Origin of the sequence: Vibrio bivalvicida (genome assembly GCF_001399455.2) — a bacterium.
GTDB classification, from domain to species: domain Bacteria; phylum Pseudomonadota; class Gammaproteobacteria; order Enterobacterales; family Vibrionaceae; genus Vibrio; species Vibrio bivalvicida.
On the sequence record NZ_LLEI02000015.1, the window covers coordinates 1 to 20,805 of the forward strand.

At 42.2% G+C, this 20,805-nt stretch carries 20 protein-coding genes; 6 read left to right on the top strand and 14 right to left on the bottom strand.

Annotation, left to right across the window (positions count from 1 at the left end):
- Positions 1–240: 240 nt before the first annotated feature.
- The gene (yciH, locus tag APB76_RS02370) at positions 241–552 is read right to left on the bottom strand and encodes a stress response translation initiation inhibitor YciH (protein ID WP_054962890.1); all 312 of its coding nucleotides are present in this window, start codon (positions 550–552) and stop codon (positions 241–243) included.
- A gap of 6 nt (positions 553–558) precedes the next feature.
- Complete coding sequence (locus APB76_RS02375) at positions 559–936, bottom strand: DUF3319 domain-containing protein (RefSeq protein WP_049846173.1); 378 nt, start codon at positions 934–936, stop codon at positions 559–561.
- 99 nt (positions 937–1,035) lie between these two features.
- Between APB76_RS02375 and APB76_RS02380 the strand changes: the two genes are divergently transcribed.
- Positions 1,036–1,992 (top strand): tyrosine-type recombinase/integrase, encoded by a 957-nt coding sequence (locus APB76_RS02380; RefSeq protein WP_054962889.1) that lies wholly within the window; start codon positions 1,036–1,038, stop codon positions 1,990–1,992.
- On the opposite strand, the gene APB76_RS02385 is transcribed toward APB76_RS02380, so the two are convergent.
- Positions 1,989–2,981: a D-alanine--D-alanine ligase gene (locus APB76_RS02385; RefSeq protein WP_054962888.1), complete on the bottom strand. Its 993-nt coding sequence runs from the start codon at positions 2,979–2,981 to the stop codon at positions 1,989–1,991. The genes APB76_RS02380 and APB76_RS02385 overlap by 4 nt on opposite strands.
- A 155-nt stretch (positions 2,982–3,136) precedes the next feature.
- Positions 3,137–3,712 carry an SPOR domain-containing protein gene (locus APB76_RS02390; RefSeq protein WP_054962887.1) on the bottom strand — a complete coding sequence of 192 codons (576 nt, stop codon included), beginning with the start codon at positions 3,710–3,712 and terminating at the stop codon, positions 3,137–3,139.
- 218 nt (positions 3,713–3,930) lie between these two features.
- On the opposite strand from APB76_RS02390, the gene APB76_RS02395 reads away from it, so the two are divergent.
- The 3 genes from APB76_RS02395 to arsB all read left to right on the top strand — a co-directional run bounded on the left by APB76_RS02395 (position 3,931) and on the right by arsB (position 8,272).
- Positions 3,931–6,612 (top strand): bifunctional acetate--CoA ligase family protein/GNAT family N-acetyltransferase, encoded by a 2,682-nt coding sequence (locus APB76_RS02395; protein WP_054962886.1) that lies wholly within the window; start codon positions 3,931–3,933, stop codon positions 6,610–6,612.
- Between the two features lie 160 nt (positions 6,613–6,772).
- The gene (locus APB76_RS02400; RefSeq protein WP_054962885.1) at positions 6,773–7,114 is read left to right on the top strand and encodes an ArsR/SmtB family transcription factor; all 342 of its coding nucleotides are present in this window, start codon (positions 6,773–6,775) and stop codon (positions 7,112–7,114) included.
- Positions 7,115–7,201: 87 nt separating this feature from the next.
- A complete protein-coding gene (gene arsB / locus APB76_RS02405) occupies positions 7,202–8,272 on the top strand; it encodes an ACR3 family arsenite efflux transporter (RefSeq protein WP_054962884.1) in 1,071 nt (356 codons plus the stop codon).
- A 37-nt stretch (positions 8,273–8,309) separates the two neighbouring features.
- Here arsB and APB76_RS02410 read toward each other — a convergent pair whose 3' ends face one another.
- From APB76_RS02410 to APB76_RS02435, 6 genes are all read right to left on the bottom strand, one after another.
- Entirely contained in the window at positions 8,310–9,143 is an 834-nt protein-coding gene (locus tag APB76_RS02410) for an EAL domain-containing protein (RefSeq protein WP_074181685.1), read from the bottom strand.
- 261 nt (positions 9,144–9,404) lie between these two features.
- Complete coding sequence (locus APB76_RS02415; RefSeq protein ID WP_193395066.1) at positions 9,405–9,797, bottom strand: GFA family protein; 393 nt, start codon at positions 9,795–9,797, stop codon at positions 9,405–9,407.
- 29 nt (positions 9,798–9,826) lie between these two features.
- Positions 9,827–10,678 (bottom strand): mechanosensitive ion channel family protein, encoded by an 852-nt coding sequence (locus tag APB76_RS02420; RefSeq protein WP_049846182.1) that lies wholly within the window; start codon positions 10,676–10,678, stop codon positions 9,827–9,829.
- Positions 10,679–10,818: 140 nt separating this feature from the next.
- Positions 10,819–11,286: a DM13 domain-containing protein gene (locus APB76_RS02425; protein WP_049846183.1), complete on the bottom strand. Its 468-nt coding sequence runs from the start codon at positions 11,284–11,286 to the stop codon at positions 10,819–10,821.
- A gap of 76 nt (positions 11,287–11,362) precedes the next feature.
- Positions 11,363–12,592 carry a peptidase T gene (pepT, locus tag APB76_RS02430; protein WP_054962882.1) on the bottom strand — a complete coding sequence of 410 codons (1,230 nt, stop codon included), beginning with the start codon at positions 12,590–12,592 and terminating at the stop codon, positions 11,363–11,365.
- Positions 12,593–12,787: 195 nt separating this feature from the next.
- Entirely contained in the window at positions 12,788–13,996 is a 1,209-nt protein-coding gene (locus APB76_RS02435; protein WP_054962881.1) for a NupC/NupG family nucleoside CNT transporter, read from the bottom strand.
- Between the two features lie 537 nt (positions 13,997–14,533).
- Here APB76_RS02435 and APB76_RS02440 point away from each other — a divergent pair.
- Both APB76_RS02440 and APB76_RS02445 read left to right on the top strand, forming a co-directional pair.
- Positions 14,534–14,980 (top strand): hypothetical protein, encoded by a 447-nt coding sequence (locus APB76_RS02440; protein WP_054962880.1) that lies wholly within the window; start codon positions 14,534–14,536, stop codon positions 14,978–14,980.
- Between the two features lie 121 nt (positions 14,981–15,101).
- Entirely contained in the window at positions 15,102–16,022 is a 921-nt protein-coding gene (locus tag APB76_RS02445; RefSeq protein ID WP_054962879.1) for a hypothetical protein, read from the top strand.
- Between the two features lie 33 nt (positions 16,023–16,055).
- Here the strand turns inward: APB76_RS02445 and APB76_RS02450 are convergent, their stop codons facing one another.
- The 4 genes from APB76_RS02450 to APB76_RS02465 all read right to left on the bottom strand — a co-directional run bounded on the left by APB76_RS02450 (position 16,056) and on the right by APB76_RS02465 (position 20,587).
- On the bottom strand, positions 16,056–16,778 hold the full coding sequence (locus tag APB76_RS02450) for a carbonic anhydrase (RefSeq protein ID WP_049846188.1): 723 nt from the start codon (positions 16,776–16,778) through the stop codon (positions 16,056–16,058).
- 178 nt (positions 16,779–16,956) lie between these two features.
- Positions 16,957–18,060: a Fic family protein gene (locus APB76_RS02455; protein WP_054962878.1), complete on the bottom strand. Its 1,104-nt coding sequence runs from the start codon at positions 18,058–18,060 to the stop codon at positions 16,957–16,959.
- Between the two features lie 299 nt (positions 18,061–18,359).
- On the bottom strand, positions 18,360–19,391 hold the full coding sequence (gene tdh / locus APB76_RS02460) for an L-threonine 3-dehydrogenase (RefSeq protein ID WP_054962877.1): 1,032 nt from the start codon (positions 19,389–19,391) through the stop codon (positions 18,360–18,362).
- On the bottom strand, positions 19,391–20,587 hold the full coding sequence (locus tag APB76_RS02465) for a glycine C-acetyltransferase (RefSeq protein ID WP_054962876.1): 1,197 nt from the start codon (positions 20,585–20,587) through the stop codon (positions 19,391–19,393). Before APB76_RS02465 ends, tdh begins: the two co-directional genes overlap by 1 nt.
- Between the last annotated feature and the right edge of the window lie 218 nt (positions 20,588–20,805).

The following is a 20,805-nucleotide window of genomic DNA, read 5'->3' on the forward strand; positions in this document are numbered from 1 at the left end:
CATAAGAGGACATTTTAAAATTGCTCAAACCGGACATTACTAAATTGCGCCTACATAATTGGTGCGTATTATGTACGTTATGTTAAATTAGATACCTTATTTAGAAAGGACAGCCCGGTGTCCTTTCCATTTTTGCGGTTTAAGCGTTAGTTGATACTTTCGCATTAACCATAACTGGATTTACCATAAAATACCTAATAATCAGTTCGATAATCAAAGATTAACTCACTACTTATAGGTTTAGCCGCCTGCAAGTTTTACTGTGTGGCCTTTCTTTTCTAAGTGCGCTTTGATTTTATCACGTGCGTCACCTTGAATTTCAATTGTGCCATCTTTTACTGAACCACCGCAGCCACAAACTTTTTTAAGTTCTGCTGCTAATAGTTTTAGCGGTGCATCGTCTAAATCAAGACCGGTTACGATAGAAACGCCTTTACCTTTGCGTCCTTTCGTTTGGCGTTGGATACGAACGATACCGTCGCCTTTTTCACGTTGAGGTTTGTCTTCTTCGGGTTTGATGCGACCTACGTCAGTGCTATATACAAGAGTCATACAGTTCTACTTCTTTTGTTGCTGTTCAGCTTTTTGCTTAGCGACTAAGTATGCCTCTATGTGCTTCTGAATAGCAAGCTTTCCGCCTTTGATTAGCCTACCGTTAAAGAAGCAGTACCAACTGTTTGCGTCACCTGTGTCATTTTTGATGGTGTAGCCGTGGAAATTCTCTTGGGCGGGTTGCCCTTCAGCTTTCTTTGTATTCGCCAGAGAATTGAATTCTTTAGGATCGATAATTGTTGCGGTATCACAAAACCAATCAATGCTCTTCTTTACGGCTGCCATACTTCCTGACAACACGTGTTGCTTGATTTGTACTTGCCATATTTCTGTCGAATTCCCAGCAGATTTGAGGGTAAAACCTCTATAAGTCGCAGCAGCCATAATCATTATTATCTTTGTATTCAGATAGTTTAATAATAATTGTAAATCTCTCATTATCAAGTATATTTATCATACATTTAGTGGTTATGGTGCGTTAAAATGCGGAAAAATGTTCGCGTCGTCACATGTGAAGATGAGAGAATACAATTCGTTAATAAGTTATTAAACAATATAACTATCGAAGAGTTAGATGAATTAATGAATGGTGAATACGCCCGCAACTCTCTTTTAGCTATGCGCAAAGATTGGAATCTGTTTAACGATTTTTGTGCAAATAGAGGTGTACAATCTCTGCCCGCAGCTTCTACCGCTGTACGTTTGTTCTTAGAAAAAGAGTCTAAGCAAAGGAAATATTCAACCACTAAACGTTACGGTGTGACCATTTATTTGATTCATAAGACTCTAGGAATGCCTGACCCTACTTCCAATGTTTCTGTTAGGAACTTGCTAGCTTCTCTTCGGATTGACAAGAAAGCAGATGCAAAATCAACCACTCCTTTTAATAGACAGCATCTTACGGAGCTGACAAACCTACTCGGTTCTTCAAAACACCTCCGCGATATTAGAAACCTTGCGATATATCACCTGATGTTCGAATGTATGCTTAAACGCTCTGAATTGAGGGATTTAAGTATTGATAGTGTTTGTCTTGATAAATCTGTCTTTAAAGTTTGGATAGAAAATGAAGAGTACCCCCTTTCAGAGGACGCCTCCGAAATTTTGACTCGCTGGATAAATGTACGTGGTAGCCATAATGGTGCAATTTTTAATTCTATAGATAAGCACGGAAACTTAAGTAATGAAACGCTAGACGACTCATCAGTATATCGGATTTTGCGTTCGGCCAGCGACAAACTAAAACTTGATGTTAAGTTTTCTGGGCAGTCGCTACGAGTTGGAGCCGCAAATGAGCTTGCTTCACAAGGCATGAAGGTAAAAGATATTCAGCGTTTCGGGCGATGGAAGAGTGCTGCTATGCCTTATCAATACGTTGGCAATCAATCGCAAGCAGCACTAGAGCGTATGGTTTACAAAAGCTTTAAACCTTGGGACTAGAGAGAACTCTTCACACAATCTGCCAAGAAACCCGCAAATGAATGTCCGTTATGCTCTAGCATTTTCGGGAACATTGAAATCGGAGTCATTCCCGGGAACGTATTGACTTCGTTAAGGTAAATCTTTCCATCCGGAGTTAAGAAGAAGTCAATGCGAGACAGGTGACGTAAACGCATTTGAGTGAATACTTTTTCGGAGCTCTGACGAATCAATTCAAGCTGCTCTTGGTTAAGGTTTGATGCCTCCACCTTAGTGACCGAATGGCTTGAAGTACTGTACTTTTCTTCGTAGCTATAGAAAGCATCTTCCGGTGCGATGATTTCACCTGGCTTTGATATGTGAAGTTCACCTTCGTACTCATACGCTGCGACTTCAAGCTCTCTCGGTTTCACTGCTTGCTCGACTAATACTTGATCTGAATAGCCGAATGCATCATTAAGTGCCTTTTGAAGTTGGGAGATTTCCGTTACCTTGTAACATCCTACAGATGAACCCTGCCTAGCTGCTTTGACGAACACAGAGCCCCACTCTTTAAACGCGACTTCGCTTCGTTTGTATGCTTCTTGGTTGTTTTCTGAAAGGAAAATGTAAGGCGTGTTAGGAATACCTAGCGCATCATACCAAAGCTTGGATGTTATCTTATTGAAGCTATTGGTGCTCGCTTCTGGGCCGCAACCCAAATAAGGAATTCCTGAAAGCTCTAGCATTGATTGAATGTCACCAGTCTCACCTGGAAAACCGTGGATGCAAGGGACAACAAAGTCTAATTTTGTTGATCCAGAATCAGTGTTAATAGTGCCAGCGTTAGTATCTAAATAAGTAAGTTCACCTTCATTAGTAAACCAACCATCCGTTTTCATTTCGATACGAACAACGTTAAAACCTTTCGTTGATTCTAATTGAGACTGTAGGAAATCGGCGGAAACCAGTGAGACTTCGTGTTCAGAAGAACCACCGCCGCAAAGAAGAAGAATAGTCGTATTTGTCATTAAATATCTTTCCGTGAGACAACAGGAGAATCTCAGACCATGATAATAAAAACCAGTATGACTTACACGGTTTTACCAGACAAAAATCCGTTTTGTCATCTGAGCGAAGAAAATATAGACGATAAAAAAGGGGGCGAATGCCCCTTTAACCTGTATTAGTTGAGTTTGTTCAGAGTTGGATATTGTGAGTTCTTAATATCATCGATGCTCTTCACAAATGGTTTTAGCGATTGGAACTCAGTAGGCAATTCAGGAATTGCCGCTTTTGCATCTGTACGTGTTGCATAATCGCCATAAAGAACCGTATACCACTTAGTACCATTGACAATTTTGTAGTTTCCCCAAATTGGCTGGTTGTCTTTTCGTGGTAGTTTGCGCGCAAAGTGATCGACTTTAGTTTGTGAGCCGACTGCGACAACCTGAATCGTGAAACCGTACCGTGGGTTCATAGCTTGCTGTTTGGCGGTTGGTGGAATAATCGCAACCGCTGGCTTTGCCTTAGCTTGCATCTTCACCGTTTTACTCTGTTGAGGCGATGCAGTATTTACAACTTTAGCAACGTTATCTTCAGAGATGCCTTCAGTCATTCCTTGCTGCGCCACAACAGGTTGTTCAACCTTTGCTGTTTTGTAATCCTCACGATAGCTTTCTGAGCTTACGTCCGTCACATAATCGCTCGAAACACATGCAGAAAGCACCACTGATAAGCCAACAATCGCTATTTTTTTCATGAATTATTCAAATGCCTTAACTAGTAATTACTGTAAATCATGCCGTTAGATAGACTTAGAATCAACCCAACATTTTAATTATATATCAATACTCTGTGACACATGGCACAAACTTCACCTGTACCTCAGTGATCTGATTAAAACAACATCAAAAATACCAAGTATTAACGTTCTTTGTTGGTTACGATTATACGTGTCGCCCCTTCAGGAGCCTAGCCATGAGCCACCTTACCCACCTATTGAAACCCCAATCTGTTGCAGTTATTGGAGCATCAATCAAACCGATGCGTGCTGGCAATATCGTTATGAAAAACTTACTCCATGGCGGTTTTGAAGGCGCGATCATGCCGGTCACACCAAAATACTCGTCTGTTTGTGGGGTTCTAGCTTACTCGTCAATAGAACAGCTACCCATAGTGCCCGATGTCGCCATTTTATGTACTCACGCAAAGTACAACCAAAAGCTGTTTCAACAACTGGCAGATAAGGGAGTGAAAGCGGTCATCGTCCTATCAGCGGATATGCATTTTGCAAATGAGGAAGGTGAAAGTATTCAAGTGGCTTGCTTGTCGATCGCTCGTAATAATGGCATCAGAATTTTAGGCCCCAACAGTTTAGGGCTTGTATTGCCGTGGGTGAATTTTAATGCGTCATTCTCACCTGTGACAGCAATCAAGGGTAAGATCGCTTTCATCTCACAATCTGCTGCCATGTGTACCACTATCTTGGATTGGGCAAACGACAAAAATATAGGCTTTTCTGCGTTTGTATCTTTGGGTAATGCTCTTGATATTGATTTTGCCGATCTTCTTGATCACTTATGTACAGATTCTCACACCGAAGCAATCTTGCTCTACGTGGATACGATTAAAGATGCTAGGCGATTTATGTCTGCCGCACGCGCTGCGTCTCGGAATCGCCGAATATTGGTGTTAAAAGGCGGTAGGACCTTAGCGGGCAGAATCGCAGCGCGAGCGCACACGGGGGGAGATGACACACTAGATATTATTTACGACTCAGCAATTCGTCGTACAGGTATGCTCCGGGTAAACAATTCGCACGAGCTATTCGCTGCGGTAGAGACACTCACCCACTCGGTTCCACTGCGAGGGGAAAAGCTTGCGATTATCACAAATGGTGGTGGCCCAGCGATCATGGCCGTTGATACCCTATTGCAACGCGGTGGTAAGCTCGCTGATCTTTCTGAAGAAATCATTGAGAAACTGAGTAACATCCTCCCTGCGAGTTGGAGCCAAAACAATCCAATTGATATGGTTGGCGATGCCGATGATAAACGTTACATAGAAACGTTAAATACGGTCATGGACGCTGATTGCGCTGATGCAATTCTCATCATGCATAGCCCTTCAGCAGTAGCGCACTCAGAGCAAACGGCTAAAGCGATAGTCGAAGCGATAAAATCACATCCTAGACATAGGCGTTTCAACTTTCTAACTAACTGGTCAGGAGAACTAACGGCAAAACCAGCGCGGGATATTTTTACACAAGCAGGAATACCGACCTATCGTACTCCTGAGAGCGCAGTAGTCGCCTTTATGCACCTGGTGGAGTACAGGCGAAACCAGAAACAGCTAATGGAAACACCTACCACGGCTGAACCAGTACACATTGTAGAACTCAACGAAGCCAAAAAGTGGATAGATACTAAGTTACTGGATAAAGATACAGTATCATTGGATACCCATCAAATTGGTACATTTTTGCGTCATTTTGACTTTCGTGTTTTGCCAACTTGGATTGCGTCTGACTCTAGTGAGGCGGTCCATGTTGCTGAACAAATTGGTTATCCGGTCGCTGTTAAATTGCGCTCGCCAGATATTGCGCATAAGTCAGATGTTCAAGGGGTGATGCTTAATTTACGTAATAGTAGTGAAGTTGCTAGTGCGTCTGAAGCGATTTTGGATCGCACGAATCTCTCTTACCCGTCCGCTAATATTCATGGCCTGTTGGTGCAAGGTATGGCGAAGCTGGCCGGAGGTGAGGAAATTCGGATCAAAGTAAAAACTGATGAAACCTTTGGCCCTGTGATTCTTATTGGTCAAGGTGGCTCTGAATGGGATGAATCTATCGATGCTGCTTCAGCTCTGCCCCCACTCAATATGGCGCTTGCTAGGTATCTAATCGTTCGTGCAATCAAAAGTGGAAAGATTCGTCCGCAGAAACTACCCGAACCAATGGACATTCACGGCTTGTCAGAGCTTTTGGTTCGTATCTCGCAAATGGTGGTTGATTGTCCGCAAGTTCATGAGCTGGATATACACCCAGTACTCGCAAATGGTTCTGAATTCACCATTTTAGATGCAGACCTAATTCTGAAGAAATATGAAGGGGACGCACAACAACGTTTGGCTATCCGCCCCTATCCTGTTGAGTACGAACAAATCATCACCCTGAAGGATGGAGAAGAAGTACTGCTTAGGCCAATCCTACCGGAAGATGAACCTCATCATGCTGATTTTATTCATAATGTATCAAAAGAAGATCTATATAAGCGATTTTTTTCAGATGTGGGTGAATTCAATCATGAGGCATTAGCTAATCTGACACAAATCGATTACGACCGCGAAATGGCGTTTGTTGCTGTAAGTCAAACCCGTGTAGGTAGCCCTATTATTGGTGTGTCGCGCGCACTTATTAACCCAGATAATACCGATGCCGAGTTCGCAATTTTGATTCGTTCTGACTTAAAGGGCAATGGTCTGGGCAAAGTGTTGATGAACAAAATCATTGAATACTGTCAGCATAAAGGAACTAAACAGATGTCTGGTATGACAATGCCGACGAACCGTGGGATGCTGATGCTGGCTCAGAGCCTCGGCTTCACTTTAGATGTTCAGTTCGAAGAAGGTACAGCCGATATGATTCTCACTTTGAATTGAGTGGATTACTGGCTCTAAACATGTGCTGCTCGATCATAGAGCGGCATTTTATTTAACTCGTTCATCAAATTGGTTATTCGGTTTTATTTAGGTTGCGCGAATGAAAAAGTGCTTGTAATATCAATCGTAATTCGACGATTAACTATTGAGTATCCATAGAATGAATAAACAGTGCAGTAGTACAAACGCACAAGCTTTTGATTCCTCAGAGCGTGAACTTGAGCTAGAGATAAGGTTCGCTGCCCAAGCAAAAGCTTTGTCTCACCCTGCCCGCGTTCGAATCGTCAAGATTCTTTTGAACTTGGAAAAACTTGACGGCTGCCTGAACAGTGACTTGGTTTCTGAACTAGGGCTCGCACAGTCAACCGTATCAGAGCATTTGAGAGTTTTGAAACAAGCGGGATTTATTACCGCTGAATCAATACCACCTAAAGTGTGTTATCGCGTTAACAAGACAGAAATTGATGAGTTTTCAAGTCAATTTAATTCTATATTTAGTTAAACTAATTACGGGAAGATCATTCATTATCTTCCCAATTTTTAACCCCTTCCAATCGTCATTCGACGATTAACGAATGGAGATGTTGCAATGAATCAACAATTAGCAACTGAAGGTAGAACTACTTCAGCAGCCACAAATATGAGCTTTTTGGATCGTTATCTTACCGTTTGGATCTTTGTTGCTATGGCCGTTGGTATCGCAATTGGCGTGACTTTTCCTCAAGTTGCTCAGTGGAATGAATCTATGTCAGTTGGTAGTACCAATATTCCACTCGCAATCGGATTGATCTTAATGATGTACCCCCCATTAGCCAAAGTTAACTATGGTTTACTAGGCAAGGTCAGTAGAGACAAAAAAGCAATCAAGCTGTCTTTGATAATGAACTGGATTGTTGGCCCTGTCTTAATGTTTGTTTTGGCATTGGTATTTTTGGCAGACAAACCTGGATATATGGTTGGTATCATTCTTATCGGGCTTGCTAGATGTATTGCTATGGTACTTGTTTGGAATGATATCGGAGGTGGCAACAAAGAATATGGCGCAGCTTTGGTAGCTTTAAATAGCGCATTTCAGATTGTTACGTATAGCTTTATGGCATGGCTGTTTATTACTGTACTTCCACCTATATTTGGTTACCAAGGGTTTAATGTCGACATCTCTATGCTGGATATTGCTGAGAGCGTTTTGATTTACTTGGGTATTCCTTTCTTAGCAGGTTTTCTTAGCCGTAAGTGGTTAACTGCGCTAAAAGGCGAACAGTGGTACAACGAGCGGTTTCTTCCGCGTATTTCGCCAATAACTTTAGTGGCTTTACTCGCAACCATCATTTTAATGTTTAGCCTAAAAGGCGAAATGATATTTGAATTGCCAATGGATGTTGTTCGAGTCGCTATCCCTTTATGTATCTACTTTGTCCTAATGTTTTTTGTTAGCTTCTTTGTTGGTAAAAAAATGGGCATCGATTACGACAAGAACGCGTCAATTGCATTTACTGCAACAGGAAATAATTTTGAACTTGCTATAGCCGTTAGCATTGCGGTGTTTGGATTAAACTCTGACCAAGCTTTCGCTGGTGTTATTGGTCCTTTGATTGAAGTGCCAGTCTTGATAGCACTCGTAAATGTTGCGCTAAGAATGAAGAAGAAGTATTACGCTTAAACTAAAGAAACAAGGCTGGCATTAGCGTCAGCCTTGCTCAAGTTGAAAGTAACGCGAATGCTTCGTCAAATGGCATAGGCTTGTAGAAGTAGTAGCCTTGAACTGATTCAATACCTAAGCTTGAGACAAATTCCAACTCTTCGCTCGTTTCTATCCCCTCTACGACAATCTCAGCGCTTGACAGTTTGACTAAATCGGTGGTCAAACGCAGTATTTCACGACCATTTTTGTTTGTTATGTTTGATACTAGTGAGCGGTCAATCTTGACCTTATCGTATTGATAGCTGATAAGGTTTCCGATCGTCGAGTATCCAGTCCCGAAATCATCAAGGGCAATACTAATTCCAGCGCTTTTTAACTGATTGAAGACCTCTCGAATTTGACTCTCATCTTGTATCAAGACATCCTCTGTTACTTCAAGTTCTATCTGGTGATAACCCAGACCACTGCGCTCAATCATATCCAAAACGGAACTCGCAAAGCCTTCAATTAAGAAAGTTTGGGGAGATACATTGATCGAGAGTTTAAATCCACATCTCACTCGTTGCGTCGATATCTGCGCTAAAGCGTGATTTATAACCCACATATCAAGCACTGGTATTAAGCCGAGCTTTGCAAAACTAGTTAGAAACGTTGGTGGCGTAATCTTTCCGCTATTTGCTCTATGCCTAAGCAATACCTCCATGGAAACAATGCTCCGAGATGCAACATTTACAAGCGGTTGAGAAAACAAAATGAATTTGCCTGTTCGTTGCAATGTTTGAATATGGTGATGTGCGAGTGTTTCGTCATCACTTACTCGAGACAGAGTGTTAATAGCTCGGCTAAGTTTGAATGTCGACGTAAGATTGCAATGCGTGTGTTTGTTCATTAAGGAATTAAGCCAAATGGTTTAAGTTACAGTAGTGCTCAATAAAGCGATGTGTTGCCAATGACACAGGTATTCCTTAATGAAGTGGCTTTATTCGTTTGCTGTGTTCAAACTGATAGTCATAGACCACTAAGCTCATACGGGCAACTGAACGCACCATACTCGGATTATAGGGTAAGTTCTAATTAAACATTTGAATGTCACGATAACAATTGCTTATCAATAAGCTTGGTGACTAATGGGTTAAGCCACCATGATTTTCTAGCGGTCAGCTGGGTGATTAACACCATCATTAGTGACAACGTCTCCCAAATCAAAAGGGTTTACTCCCTTTAAACAGCCGACATTGAACCCGTACTCATCCGGTGACGATCGTCTTTGGTGATGTGTGTATATTCCACAATTAGAACAGAAAAAGTGCTTTGCGGTATGAGTGTTAAACTGATAAAGCTTAAGCTGATCTTCACCCTCAAGTATACGAATGCCATCAAGTTTAACTGAGGCTACAATTGCTCCTTTCCTTCTACATATTGAACAGTCGCAACGCCGGGGCTTCTCAATTCCATTCGGTAAATTTAGCTCGAATTTAACGGTGCCACAGTGGCAACTTCCTTTGTGTATGTGTTGTATGATGGTGTTCCCTACCTTTTTAATCATAATTCCCTCTTTGTGGATTACTGTGCTTACTCGGTTTCTTTAGTAATAGGAAAACGCTCGCTGTATAGCTGCATAAAGTCGGCGCGAATCTCTTGCTCTAAGTGTGTTGCTTTATCGGTTGGACAAAACAGCATAAAGTGGACGACCTGTTCCCCAGTGCTTCCGCTAGTAATATGAATGTGAGGCTCAGCTCCGGGCAAATCTACCCCGGCATGCTTTTCAATAACCGCGTTATAGCGTGTTGCGACGTCATAAAAGTAGCCAGTATGACTTTCAATTCTTTCAAGCATTTCAGGTATGATTGGGTAGAGATTAACGAACTCAGGGACAACAACAGAGAAATCATGATATACGTAGCGCTTCATGAAGTTGAGATTTTTTACTGGGTAGGTAAAGAACATGCTATTAGGTAATGTGGCTGTCTTCCCCGTGTAGTGGTATTGCCCGTGGTGCAAATCGATTTCTTGGATGACGGTTGCCATCATGTTGTGTTCGATAACTTCGCCACATATCTTCCCTACTTCTATCCAATCACCAATACGAAAAGAGCGAGAACTCGCACGCTGAATAGATCCGGTGAAACAGAGGATAATCTCTTTAGACGCCACGACAATCGCAACGGCGATGGCTGTAACAGAGAGCGCAAACTCATTTATTTCTGATTGCCACAGAACAAAGAGCACAAGCACAGTCATGATAAATGTGCCATTTTTGGTCCGAGACATCCAATTTCGCTGCTCTTCAGAAACGAAGTCGACGTCACCACGAATCATAGAAAGGATGATTCGACGAATTAAAGAAATCAAAACAATGATCAGTGCTGTAAAAACGAGTTTGTGAGTTAGAAGAAAATCGACTACGGCTTGTACTTTCTCCACGCCCTGCTCCTATTTGCTAAAAAGGGGCAAACGCCCCTTAACTTGTTGATTCAAAAACTAGTCGTCTAACTTCCCACACGCGGCAGAATATTTCTACTGTATTGGTCGCAAGATGAGTTGAATATCGTGTTTCCTCTCAGCTATCTATATCTAGCCGATGTAATAAATTCGCCAAAGGTTTCACACCAGACAATAACGGTATTGTAATCATTAATCGGAAAACCCTGCGGTAAGGTTACGGTAAATCTATCAAAGCTCTTGACTTCACCTACACGAACCATTAGTTCTTTTTGTGCGTTAAAGTCGGCTTCTGTTTCAATGAATGATGGAGAAAAGTAGAGTTTGTAATCAGGACCAGGTGCGAGCTTTCCAATAAACGCTACTTTTTCGGCACTAATGGAGACAGATCCTTCTCCCCAATGGAGAAAGTCACTGTCTTTACGATCCTTTTGAAATGAAGCGTTATAAATAGCGTTATTGGTAACGGTTTGTACCTCATTCATGCTTGGTGATGTCGGTTGAATAAGGATGGGCAACGCATAAATTCCAAGAGCGAAGCCCAATCCTATACACGAAGAGTGCGTGACGAGTAAGAGGAGTTTTTTCATCCAGATATCCACTATAAAAATCAATTCTAATAAATGTATATGATTTTCTTTGAAATATCAGGTGTAGGTAGTACGTTTATTTGTATTTGAGCGCCGTTTTCTCTGCAAGAGTCACGATGACCTTCACTGCCTGCTCCATTCCTTCGATTGAAATAAACTCATGAATTCCGTGGAAGTTGTAGCCACCGGTAAAGATGTTTGGGCAAGGTAACCCCATAAAAGAGAGTCTTGCGCCATCTGTACCACCACGAATAGGTTTGATTTTCGGCTCAACATCACAAGCAATCATTGCCTGTTTTGCTAGTTCGATTACATGAGGATAAGGTTCAACTTGTTCTTTCATATTGAAATAACTATCTGACATTTTGAGTTCAACACGGCCGTGTTTGAGTTTTTCATTTAACTCTGCGACTTTATCGATCATAAACTGTTTGCGTTTTTCTTGTCCTTTACGATCAAAGTCTCGAATGATATAGCCGAGTTCGCTTCTTGCCACCGACATTTCCGCTGACTTCAAGTGATAAAACCCTTCATAGCCTTCTGTCGCCTCAGGTGTCTCTTCGGCAGGCATCATTACTTGGAACTGAGCTGCAATGTTCATAGAATTGACCATTTTGTTTTTCGCAGTTCCAGGATGTACGTTCACACCATGGAAAACGACGTCTGCGCTGGTGGCATTAAAGTTTTCAAACTCCAACTCACCGACTGGGCCACCATCAATGGTATAGGCCCACTCCGCACCAAATTTTTCAACATTGAATAGATCAGCACCTCTACCTATCTCTTCGTCTGGAGTAAAGCCAATACAGATGTCTCCGTGTGGAATATTGGGGTGATCGATTAACTCTGCAACAGCAGAAAGAATCTCTGCAATTCCCGCTTTGTTATCTGCACCAAGAAGCGTGGTTCCATCAGTGGTGATAAGGTTATGACCGTGTAACATATGAAGGTCAGGATATTGTATCGGAGAAAGGACTTCATCCCCTTTACCAAGTGCAATATCACCACCTTTGTAGTCATCAATTATTTGTGGTTTTACATTTTCACCGGATGCGTCAGGTGCTGTATCCATATGAGCAATAAAGCCAATAGCTGGCACCGGATAATCGACATTGCTTGGCAGCCTAGCCATAAGGTAACCATTGTGGTCTAAAGAAACATCCGACAAACCAAGTTCAATCAACTCTTGCTTAAGAAAATGTGCAAAAGTAATCTGCCCTTCACTACTTGGGCTTGCAGGGTTTACAGGATTTGATTGAGTATCAAAGACTACATAGCGCAAAAAACGTTGAACTAATTCATTCATAACGAAATCTCTTATTATTTTGATTGTGAAAGTGCGAACTCAAATCATCCTACGCTTTCTATTTTCGGAGATTTTGCTGTAAATCAGGTTTTAAGCGATCACTGCAATGCATCGCATAAAATTAAGTTTTTTAGATTTTGGATATAAAAAAACCGAATAGTTTCCTATTCGGTTTAATCAAAGAAAGTGTACTTTTTACAGTAGGATAAAGATACCCGCTAAACAAGCACTCATTAGATTAGCAAGTGTTCCAGCAAGCACTGCTTTAATGCCTAAGTTAGCTACCTCAGAACGGCGCTCTGGGGCAATAACACCGATTGAGCCAAGTTGAATTGCGATTGAACCAATGTTGGCAAATCCACACAGAGCAAAAGTAACTATAACTTGAGAGTGTTCTGATAGCATGGCTTTATGCTCAACAAAGTCAATGAATGCAACAAATTCGTTCATTACAATTTTCTGACCAATGTAAGAGCCTGCCATAAGCATTTCGTTCGAAGGTACACCAATTAACCAAGCTAATGGAGAGAACAGGTAGCCAAATAGAGCTTGCAGTGTCACACCCCCAAAACCAGCCACTTCACCTAGGCTTTCTAGTCCAGTATTTACCATTGCGATCACGCTGACAAAGGCAATCAACATAGTACCCACTGCAACAGCGACTTTCATGCCGTTCATTGCACCGCTTGCGAGGGCATCAATAACATTGCTTTCTTGCGCTTTGTCCATTGCAATGTCTGATTGATCGATTGGCGTTTCACGCTCTGGAACAATGATTTTTGCCATCATTAAACTACCAGGTGCCGCCATAAAGCTTGCCGCAATCAGATATTTAAGTTCAACACCTAAACCTGCGTAACCACCTAACACACTACCAGCGACCGACGCCATACCGCCCGCCATAACAGCGAACAGTTCCGAACGAGTCATTTTAGAAAGGAAAGGACGAACAAGAAGTGGGGACTCGCCTTGAGAAAGGAAAATATTACCAGTGGCGACAAGTGATTCAGCTTTGCTTGTACCTAAGAATTTTTGGATACCACCACCAATAAACTCGATGACTTTTTGCATGATCCCAAGATAGTAAAGTGCAGAGATAAGAGCACTGAAGAAAATGATGATAGGAAGAACGCGAACCGCAAAGATAAAACCAGTGTTCGCTAGATCACCAAATAAGAAGCCAATACCTTCGTCGGCAAAACCTAGTAAGCTAGAAACACCACTACTTAGGCTAGTTAACGCGGATTGTCCCCAAGGTAAGTAAAGCACTAAAGCGGCAAAGCCCACTTGAAGCAACAGCGCACGCGACACTGTTTTCCAGTTAATTGAACTACGACTTTCCGAAAGTAGAACCGCACACAAAAGTAGTGCGATTACACCGATTAAGCCAAACAAAACATTCATTAAAGATTACCTCTACAAGCATTGAATAGGTAGCTGGTCCGGTCCGTGGGGTCATTCACCATTCCCTGTGACGGCTTGTATTGGTAGAGCTGTAACTCTCAACCGGGCGCAAAGTATAGCGCCATATATGAGATATTCATCACATATTTTTACGCAAACGTTCAACTGCTCAATCAATAGACAGAATGTTGGATGAATAATGAGTTTCACACCAAATAGTTTCAGTTGGCCACTTTATTGAATAGGCATCTTGTTGCTATGAATCATTGAACCAAGATCACATATTTAGTTAATATATATTACAAATACAATAATTAGGTTTGCACTTAAGGGGAAAAGACCTAGTTTTAAATGAGAATTCTTAACGTACTTTTTGGTAGCGACATAGATTCTCTAACAACGTCAATGGCTAAAATTGCAAACACAACGAAGTTTGGCCCCGCTGTAGCGCGGGGCTTTTTTGTTTCCGAAGCCAAGTAGAAAATTCTAAAGAAATGGTTAGAATACTCGCCATTCATAAATTGTCAGAGTTACCGGATGCAACGCGATTACACTTATCACTGCTTATCTCAAATGCCACGAGAAGAGTTAGAAGAACTAAGCTTGAGAATGGTTCACCGTTTAGTACCAGAAGAGTCAATGACAGAGCTTTTTACTTTTGATTTAGATGAGACAGAAGACGAAGATAAGCTTCAAGAAGCACAGTTTGATGCGATGTTGCGTATGAATGCCATTGCGCTTAGTGAACTCCCTGCTTTATTTGAAGAGTCAGAAAGTAAACAACAAAATATCATACGTATGCAGCGCCTATTATTGTGGCATTTCTACTCTGTTTCTTTCCATCTTGAACGTGCGATACCTCTTGAGACACATTGCAACCACGTAGAAATTATAGTCAAGCAGGCACCAAAGAATGCTCTTGAATGGGTCACTACACTGACCGATCTGCTACGCCAATACTCGCAGATAGCACAAGGTTCCTAAACAAATCGTCAACCGTTTACGGTTGGCGTTGTAAAATTATCACTTGAATACGTTAAAACATTGACCATTTAAATGTGTTTTAGACATACTCAAACTTTAAACCTCAGAATGTATTAATGAATTGCGCTACCTAATTCTAATCTCTACCTTCTTATCTACTGCAACGTACGCGGACGGCAAAGTAGATTACTCCGATTGCCATAGTCAGCCAGATAGTGCTCAAATCCTCGATTCCGCTTTTAACTATGTAAATACCAAGCTTTGCGAGCCTGCGATTTGGTTTGATAGTTTTTTCGTTGATGAGCGTGTAGACCAAGACGCTCGTGCTGGCAGTACTGTTCGTTGGAGAAATGATTTCTCTTATGTGGAGGGTGAAGGCTACAAGTTTAAGACTCGATTCAAAGCGCGCTTTCATTTACCTAAGGTAACCAAACGACTTAAGGTGGTTTTCGAGTCGGATGAAGAAGATGATTTATTCGACTTGTTTCCGCAAACTAGCGAAGATGCCGAAAATACTCTTGGTCTTAGATACGATTGGCTAAGTAAAGAACGCTATAGTTTCAACGTTAAGGTCAATGCAAGACCCGGTATCGAAGGACGTTTTCGCTATACATACTCTATCAATGATGAATGGTTGCTGCGCGTTACTCAGAAGTTGTATCAGAAGAAAAGCGTAACGGGTGAATCTACCAATATTGACTTAGATTATTCAATCAACCGCGACTTTTTGCTTCGCTGGAGCAATTACGCTCAGTGGGAAAGCGATATCAAAGGCTGGGAAGTGGGTACAGGGCTTACACTCTATCAGCATGTTTCTGACCATCAGGCACTTAGTTATCAATTAAGTACCACGGGAACTAACCGACCTTTTCATTACGTTACGAACACTCACGCCTCCGTGACTTATCGACAGAATGTATGGCGAACTTGGCTGTTTTACGAGTTGATCCCTGAGTACAACTGGAACCGTGAAGAAGATACACAAAGAGAAGGTGAAGCAAAAATGACGTTTAGATTAGAAATCCTGTTCAATAATATTTAGCGCCAGAATAATTGCTGGCGCTATAAGCTTTTGCTATTCGTTTTCTAGTACTACACGTGCGTTTTGTGCTTGAATAGGTCGATTGTTTTTCCCCATCGCTTGTTTAAATAGTTGAGTTTGCTCCTGACTAAGTGTCTGTGCTTGTTTCAAAACGAACCAGCGCACGCCTTCTGAGCATGGCGGCGTTGTTAGCGAGCCGTTAAAGCGATAGTAATACTCGGTATCCGGGATCATATCCGCTACATCAATAAAATGACTCAACGAAACAGTTTGACCTGACTTTGGTAACGTCTCTAATAGAGTGGTAATTTCACTATTGCTAGTCGGAGACGTGTTATACATAACAGCCAGTACTGCTAGGTTGCCATTGCTATCCGCGTTTACGAAATGAGCTTCGAGCGGGAAACTTTGACTCTTGATTAGGTTTTCTGATGGTGTATGAAAGTGAAACTGAACGAGGTTAAACTCCTTACCATCAACAGTGAAAGTATTATCTCCTTCAACCACTCCTTGTAGCGTATGTCCGTTGTTGGTCAGCGCAGTGACCTTTCCAGAATAATCAAGATTTAACTCTGCGATGCTTGCCTTAACTTCATCTTTAACGTCTATTGGGCTTTGATTCTTTCCTGATTGGCACTCTGCACCAAATTCTCCCCAGTACTGTGGTCCGGTATCTCCCTCATAGCTCCATTGTGCAGAATGAGCAGTACCGACTAACGCTGTTGCTAAGCCAATTGATAATAGTGTTTTGTTCATTTTTATTCCTATAGTTCAATAGGGTCTACAGACCCTAACGTTCACAACCATAATACGTTGGTGAGAAATGCAATGAACAGATAGAAAACTATGATTACCTACAATAGTTGGAATCAGGTGCAAAGGAATTGAAATCTATATGATTATCAACAGATTGTTGTGAGAGTTGACGCTGTTTTTAGCTTTGCTTGGCCAAAACATATCGAGTGCTTCGTCCGGCACCTGATTTTACTAAACATCCCTGCTCTACCAATGCAGTCAAGTGTCGAGTCGCTGTTGGTTTACTGACTTTCGCCACTTTGTGATATTGAGAGGTATTAATACCATCAACAAAATCACCATCAAGCATTCGATTTAGAACTTTTGCTTGCTCTGACGTCAATTGAGTCTGATCTACATCTCGCCAGAAATTGGTTTTCAACACCGTTTGTTGAATCTCTTTTAAGACTTCATCAAACGTTTCATTTAGGACGTCAAGAAACCATACTACCCAGTCGGTAATATCGACATCACCCTTCTGTGTTTTTTCTAATATTTCATAGTAGCTTTTGCGATTTGCAAGTATGCCTACTGACATCGCATAAAAACGAACTGATTGCTGATCCGCTTGAGCTAAAGCCAAATCCGTTAGCAAACGAGTGATTCGCCCGTTGCCATCATCGAGTGGATGCAGAGTAACAAACCACAGGTGTGTGATGGCAGCTCGAAGCAATGGATCCAATTTCATGTCTTGCTTTGAATGATTAAACCATGCGACGAACTGGTCAAGATCGTTATCAAGCCTCTCTCTCCCCGGCGCTTCAAAGTGAACAATTGGCCTATCGATTCGCCCGGACACTACCTGCATAGGCGCTGTCCCTCTAAGCTGACCGCCAACAACTGGATTGAACAGCGTGTAGCCTTCAGGGAAAAGCCTATCGTGCCAATGTAGGATTCTTTCTAAGGTAAGAGGTGCATCAAGATTATCGACGGCATCAAGCATAATCTCGGCAAGCCCATCTGTTTGTTCCGTCGTTGGGAAAGGACGCTCTTCTGTCAAACCGAGTTTATTCGCGAGCGAAGAACGAACTGAAAATGCATTCAGTTTTTCACCCTCTATAGCACTAGAATGGACTATGTTCGCTAACAAGGTATCGAGCATACTTTGGTTCTGATCTTGAGGCTGGCTAGTCATCCTGCCCAGTAAGACACCTTGGTTTAATCGTGTCTTCCTAAGCAACGGATCTACGACCGCTTCATCCCAGAAAAAGTGAGGCCAATTCGTTTGCTCCCATATCCACATAACAATACCTTGATTTGAAAAATTACCTTATTCTACTCATATTATGATGTGATTAAGGTATTTAATCAAATCATGTCGTGATGTGATTAAGGGGATTATTCGAATCACCCGTTAACTAGAAACAGTTAAATCTACAATACATTTTGGCTGGATATAAAAAAGACGCCTCGATTTAACTCGAGGCGTCATTCAATTCTGGGGCTTTCTAAGTGCAAATCAGGGCTATTTTTACTATTCACCTATCCAGATAACCAGTAAGTAGTTAGATAGTAACAAGCCTCAATTAACCTAGTATTGCCCTACTCCCAATCTAGGATAACCTTTCCTGACTTACCGCTACGCATAGCGTCAAAGCCTTGTTGAAAATCATCAATCTTGTAGTGATGTGTGATTATTGGCGTTAGATCTAGGCCTGACTGGATCAATGAAGCCATCTTGTACCACGTCTCAAACATTTCACGACCATAGATGCCTTTGATCACCAAACCTTTAAAGATCACTTGGTTCCAATCGATGCCCATATCTGATGGTGGAATACCTAGTAGTGCAATACGGCCACCGTGATTCATTGTTTTAAGCATCGAGTTAAACGCAGAAGGTACGCCAGACATTTCAAGGCCGACATCAAAGCCTTCTGTCATGCCAAGCTCTTCCATAACGTTTTCCAGCTTTTGCTCAGCAACGTTTACAGCGCGAGTCACACCCATCTTACGAGCTAGCTCTAAGCGGTATTCGTTAACGTCAGTAATGACAACGTGACGAGCACCTACGTGTTTAGCGACTGCCGCAGCCATGATACCGATAGGACCTGCGCCTGTTATTAGTACGTCTTCACCAACAAGATCAAAAGACAGTGCCGTATGAACAGCGTTACCAAACGGGTCGAAGATAGAGGCTAAATCGTCAGAGATACCTTCTGGGATCTTAAACGCGTTAAATGCAGGAATAACAAGATATTCAGCGAAAGCACCCTCTCGGTTAACACCGACACCGACTGTGTTACGACATAAGTGTGTACGACCACCGCGACAGTTACGACAGTGACCACAGGTAATATGACCTTCACCCGATACGCGGTCGCCAATTTCAAAGCCACGGACTTCTTGGCCAATACCTACCACTTCACCCACGTATTCATGGCCGACAACCATAGGCACAGGAATCGTATTTTGCGACCACTCATCCCAGTTATAGATGTGTACGTCAGTACCACAAATCGCAGTTTTCTTAATACGGATAAGAAGATCATTGTGACCAAGCTCTGGCTTGTCCACTTCTGTCATCCAGATGCCTTCTTCAGGCTTAAGTTTTGATAGTGCTTTGATTTTCATTACTTAATGATCTCCATGTCACGACCTACTTCGATAAATGCATCGATAGCGCGATCAAGCTGCTCACGTGAGTGTGCTGCTGACATTTGTGTACGGATACGAGCTTGACCTTTTGGTACGACTGGGAACGAGAACCCAATAACGTAAATACCTTTTTCAAGAGCACGCTCTGCAAACTCGGCCGCTACTTTAGCGTCGCCAAGCATGATAGGAATGATTGCGTGGTCTGCACCACCCATAGTGAAGCCTGCTGCTTCCATACGCGTACGGAAATGTGCTGCGTTTTCCCATAGTTGGTCACGAAGGTCACCGCTTTGTTCTAGAAGATCTAGCACACGGATAGATGCATTAACAATTGCAGGCGCAACAGAGTTCGAGAACAAATACGGACGCGAGCGCTGGCGTAGCCATTCGATGACCTCCGCTTTACCAGATGTGTAACCACCTGACGCCCCACCCATAGCTTTACCTAGCGTACCCGTAATAATGTCGATGCGATCCACAACGTCATGGTATTCGTGTGTACCAGCACCTGTCTTACCCATGAAACCAACAGCGTGAGAATCATCAACCATAGTCAATGCGCCGTACTTTTCAGCTAGGTCACAGATAGCGGGTAGGTTCGCTACCACACCATCCATAGAGAACACACCATCAGTGACGATAAGAATATGACGAGCACCGGCTTCTTTCGCAGCGATAAGTTGTTGCTCTAGCTCTTCCATATTGTTGTTTGAGTAGCGGAAACGCATCGCCTTACACAAACGAACACCATCAATGATTGAAGCGTGATTTAACGCGTCAGAGATGATTGCATCTTCTTTGCCTAGAATAGTTTCAAATAGGCCAGCGTTCGCATCGAAACAAGAGGTGTAAAGAATCGTATCTTCTTTACCTAGGAACTTTGACAGTTTTTGTTCTAGTTCTTTATGGATGTCTTGAGTACCACAGATAAAGCGAACAGAAGCCATACCGAAACCATGTACGTCCATGCCCTGCTTACCCGCTTCAATTAGCTCTGGGTGGTTAGCTAGACCAAGGTAGTTGTTTGCACAGAAGTTAAGCACTTCTTCACCAGTAGAGATCTTAACAGCCGCTTGCTGCTGAGACGTAATCACACGCTCTGACTTGTAAAGACCTTCAGCCTTTACTTCTTCAATTTGCTTTTGAATCTGTTCGTAGAATGCAGAAGACATTTCAAATTCCTTCCTAGTTATTATGCGCATTGCTTATTGTGGGGTTCTAGCTGATTGCTAGAGCCAAAATCTGATGTAGTAAGTGTAATTCAAGCACGTGTTTTTCATTATCCCGTTAGTTGGAAAAACATTATTGAACCCAAGGCACAAATAGAGCCTTTTAATGATGACGGTCACATTTATAAGCGTTAAAATAGCGGTAAATGGTTATTTGAAGC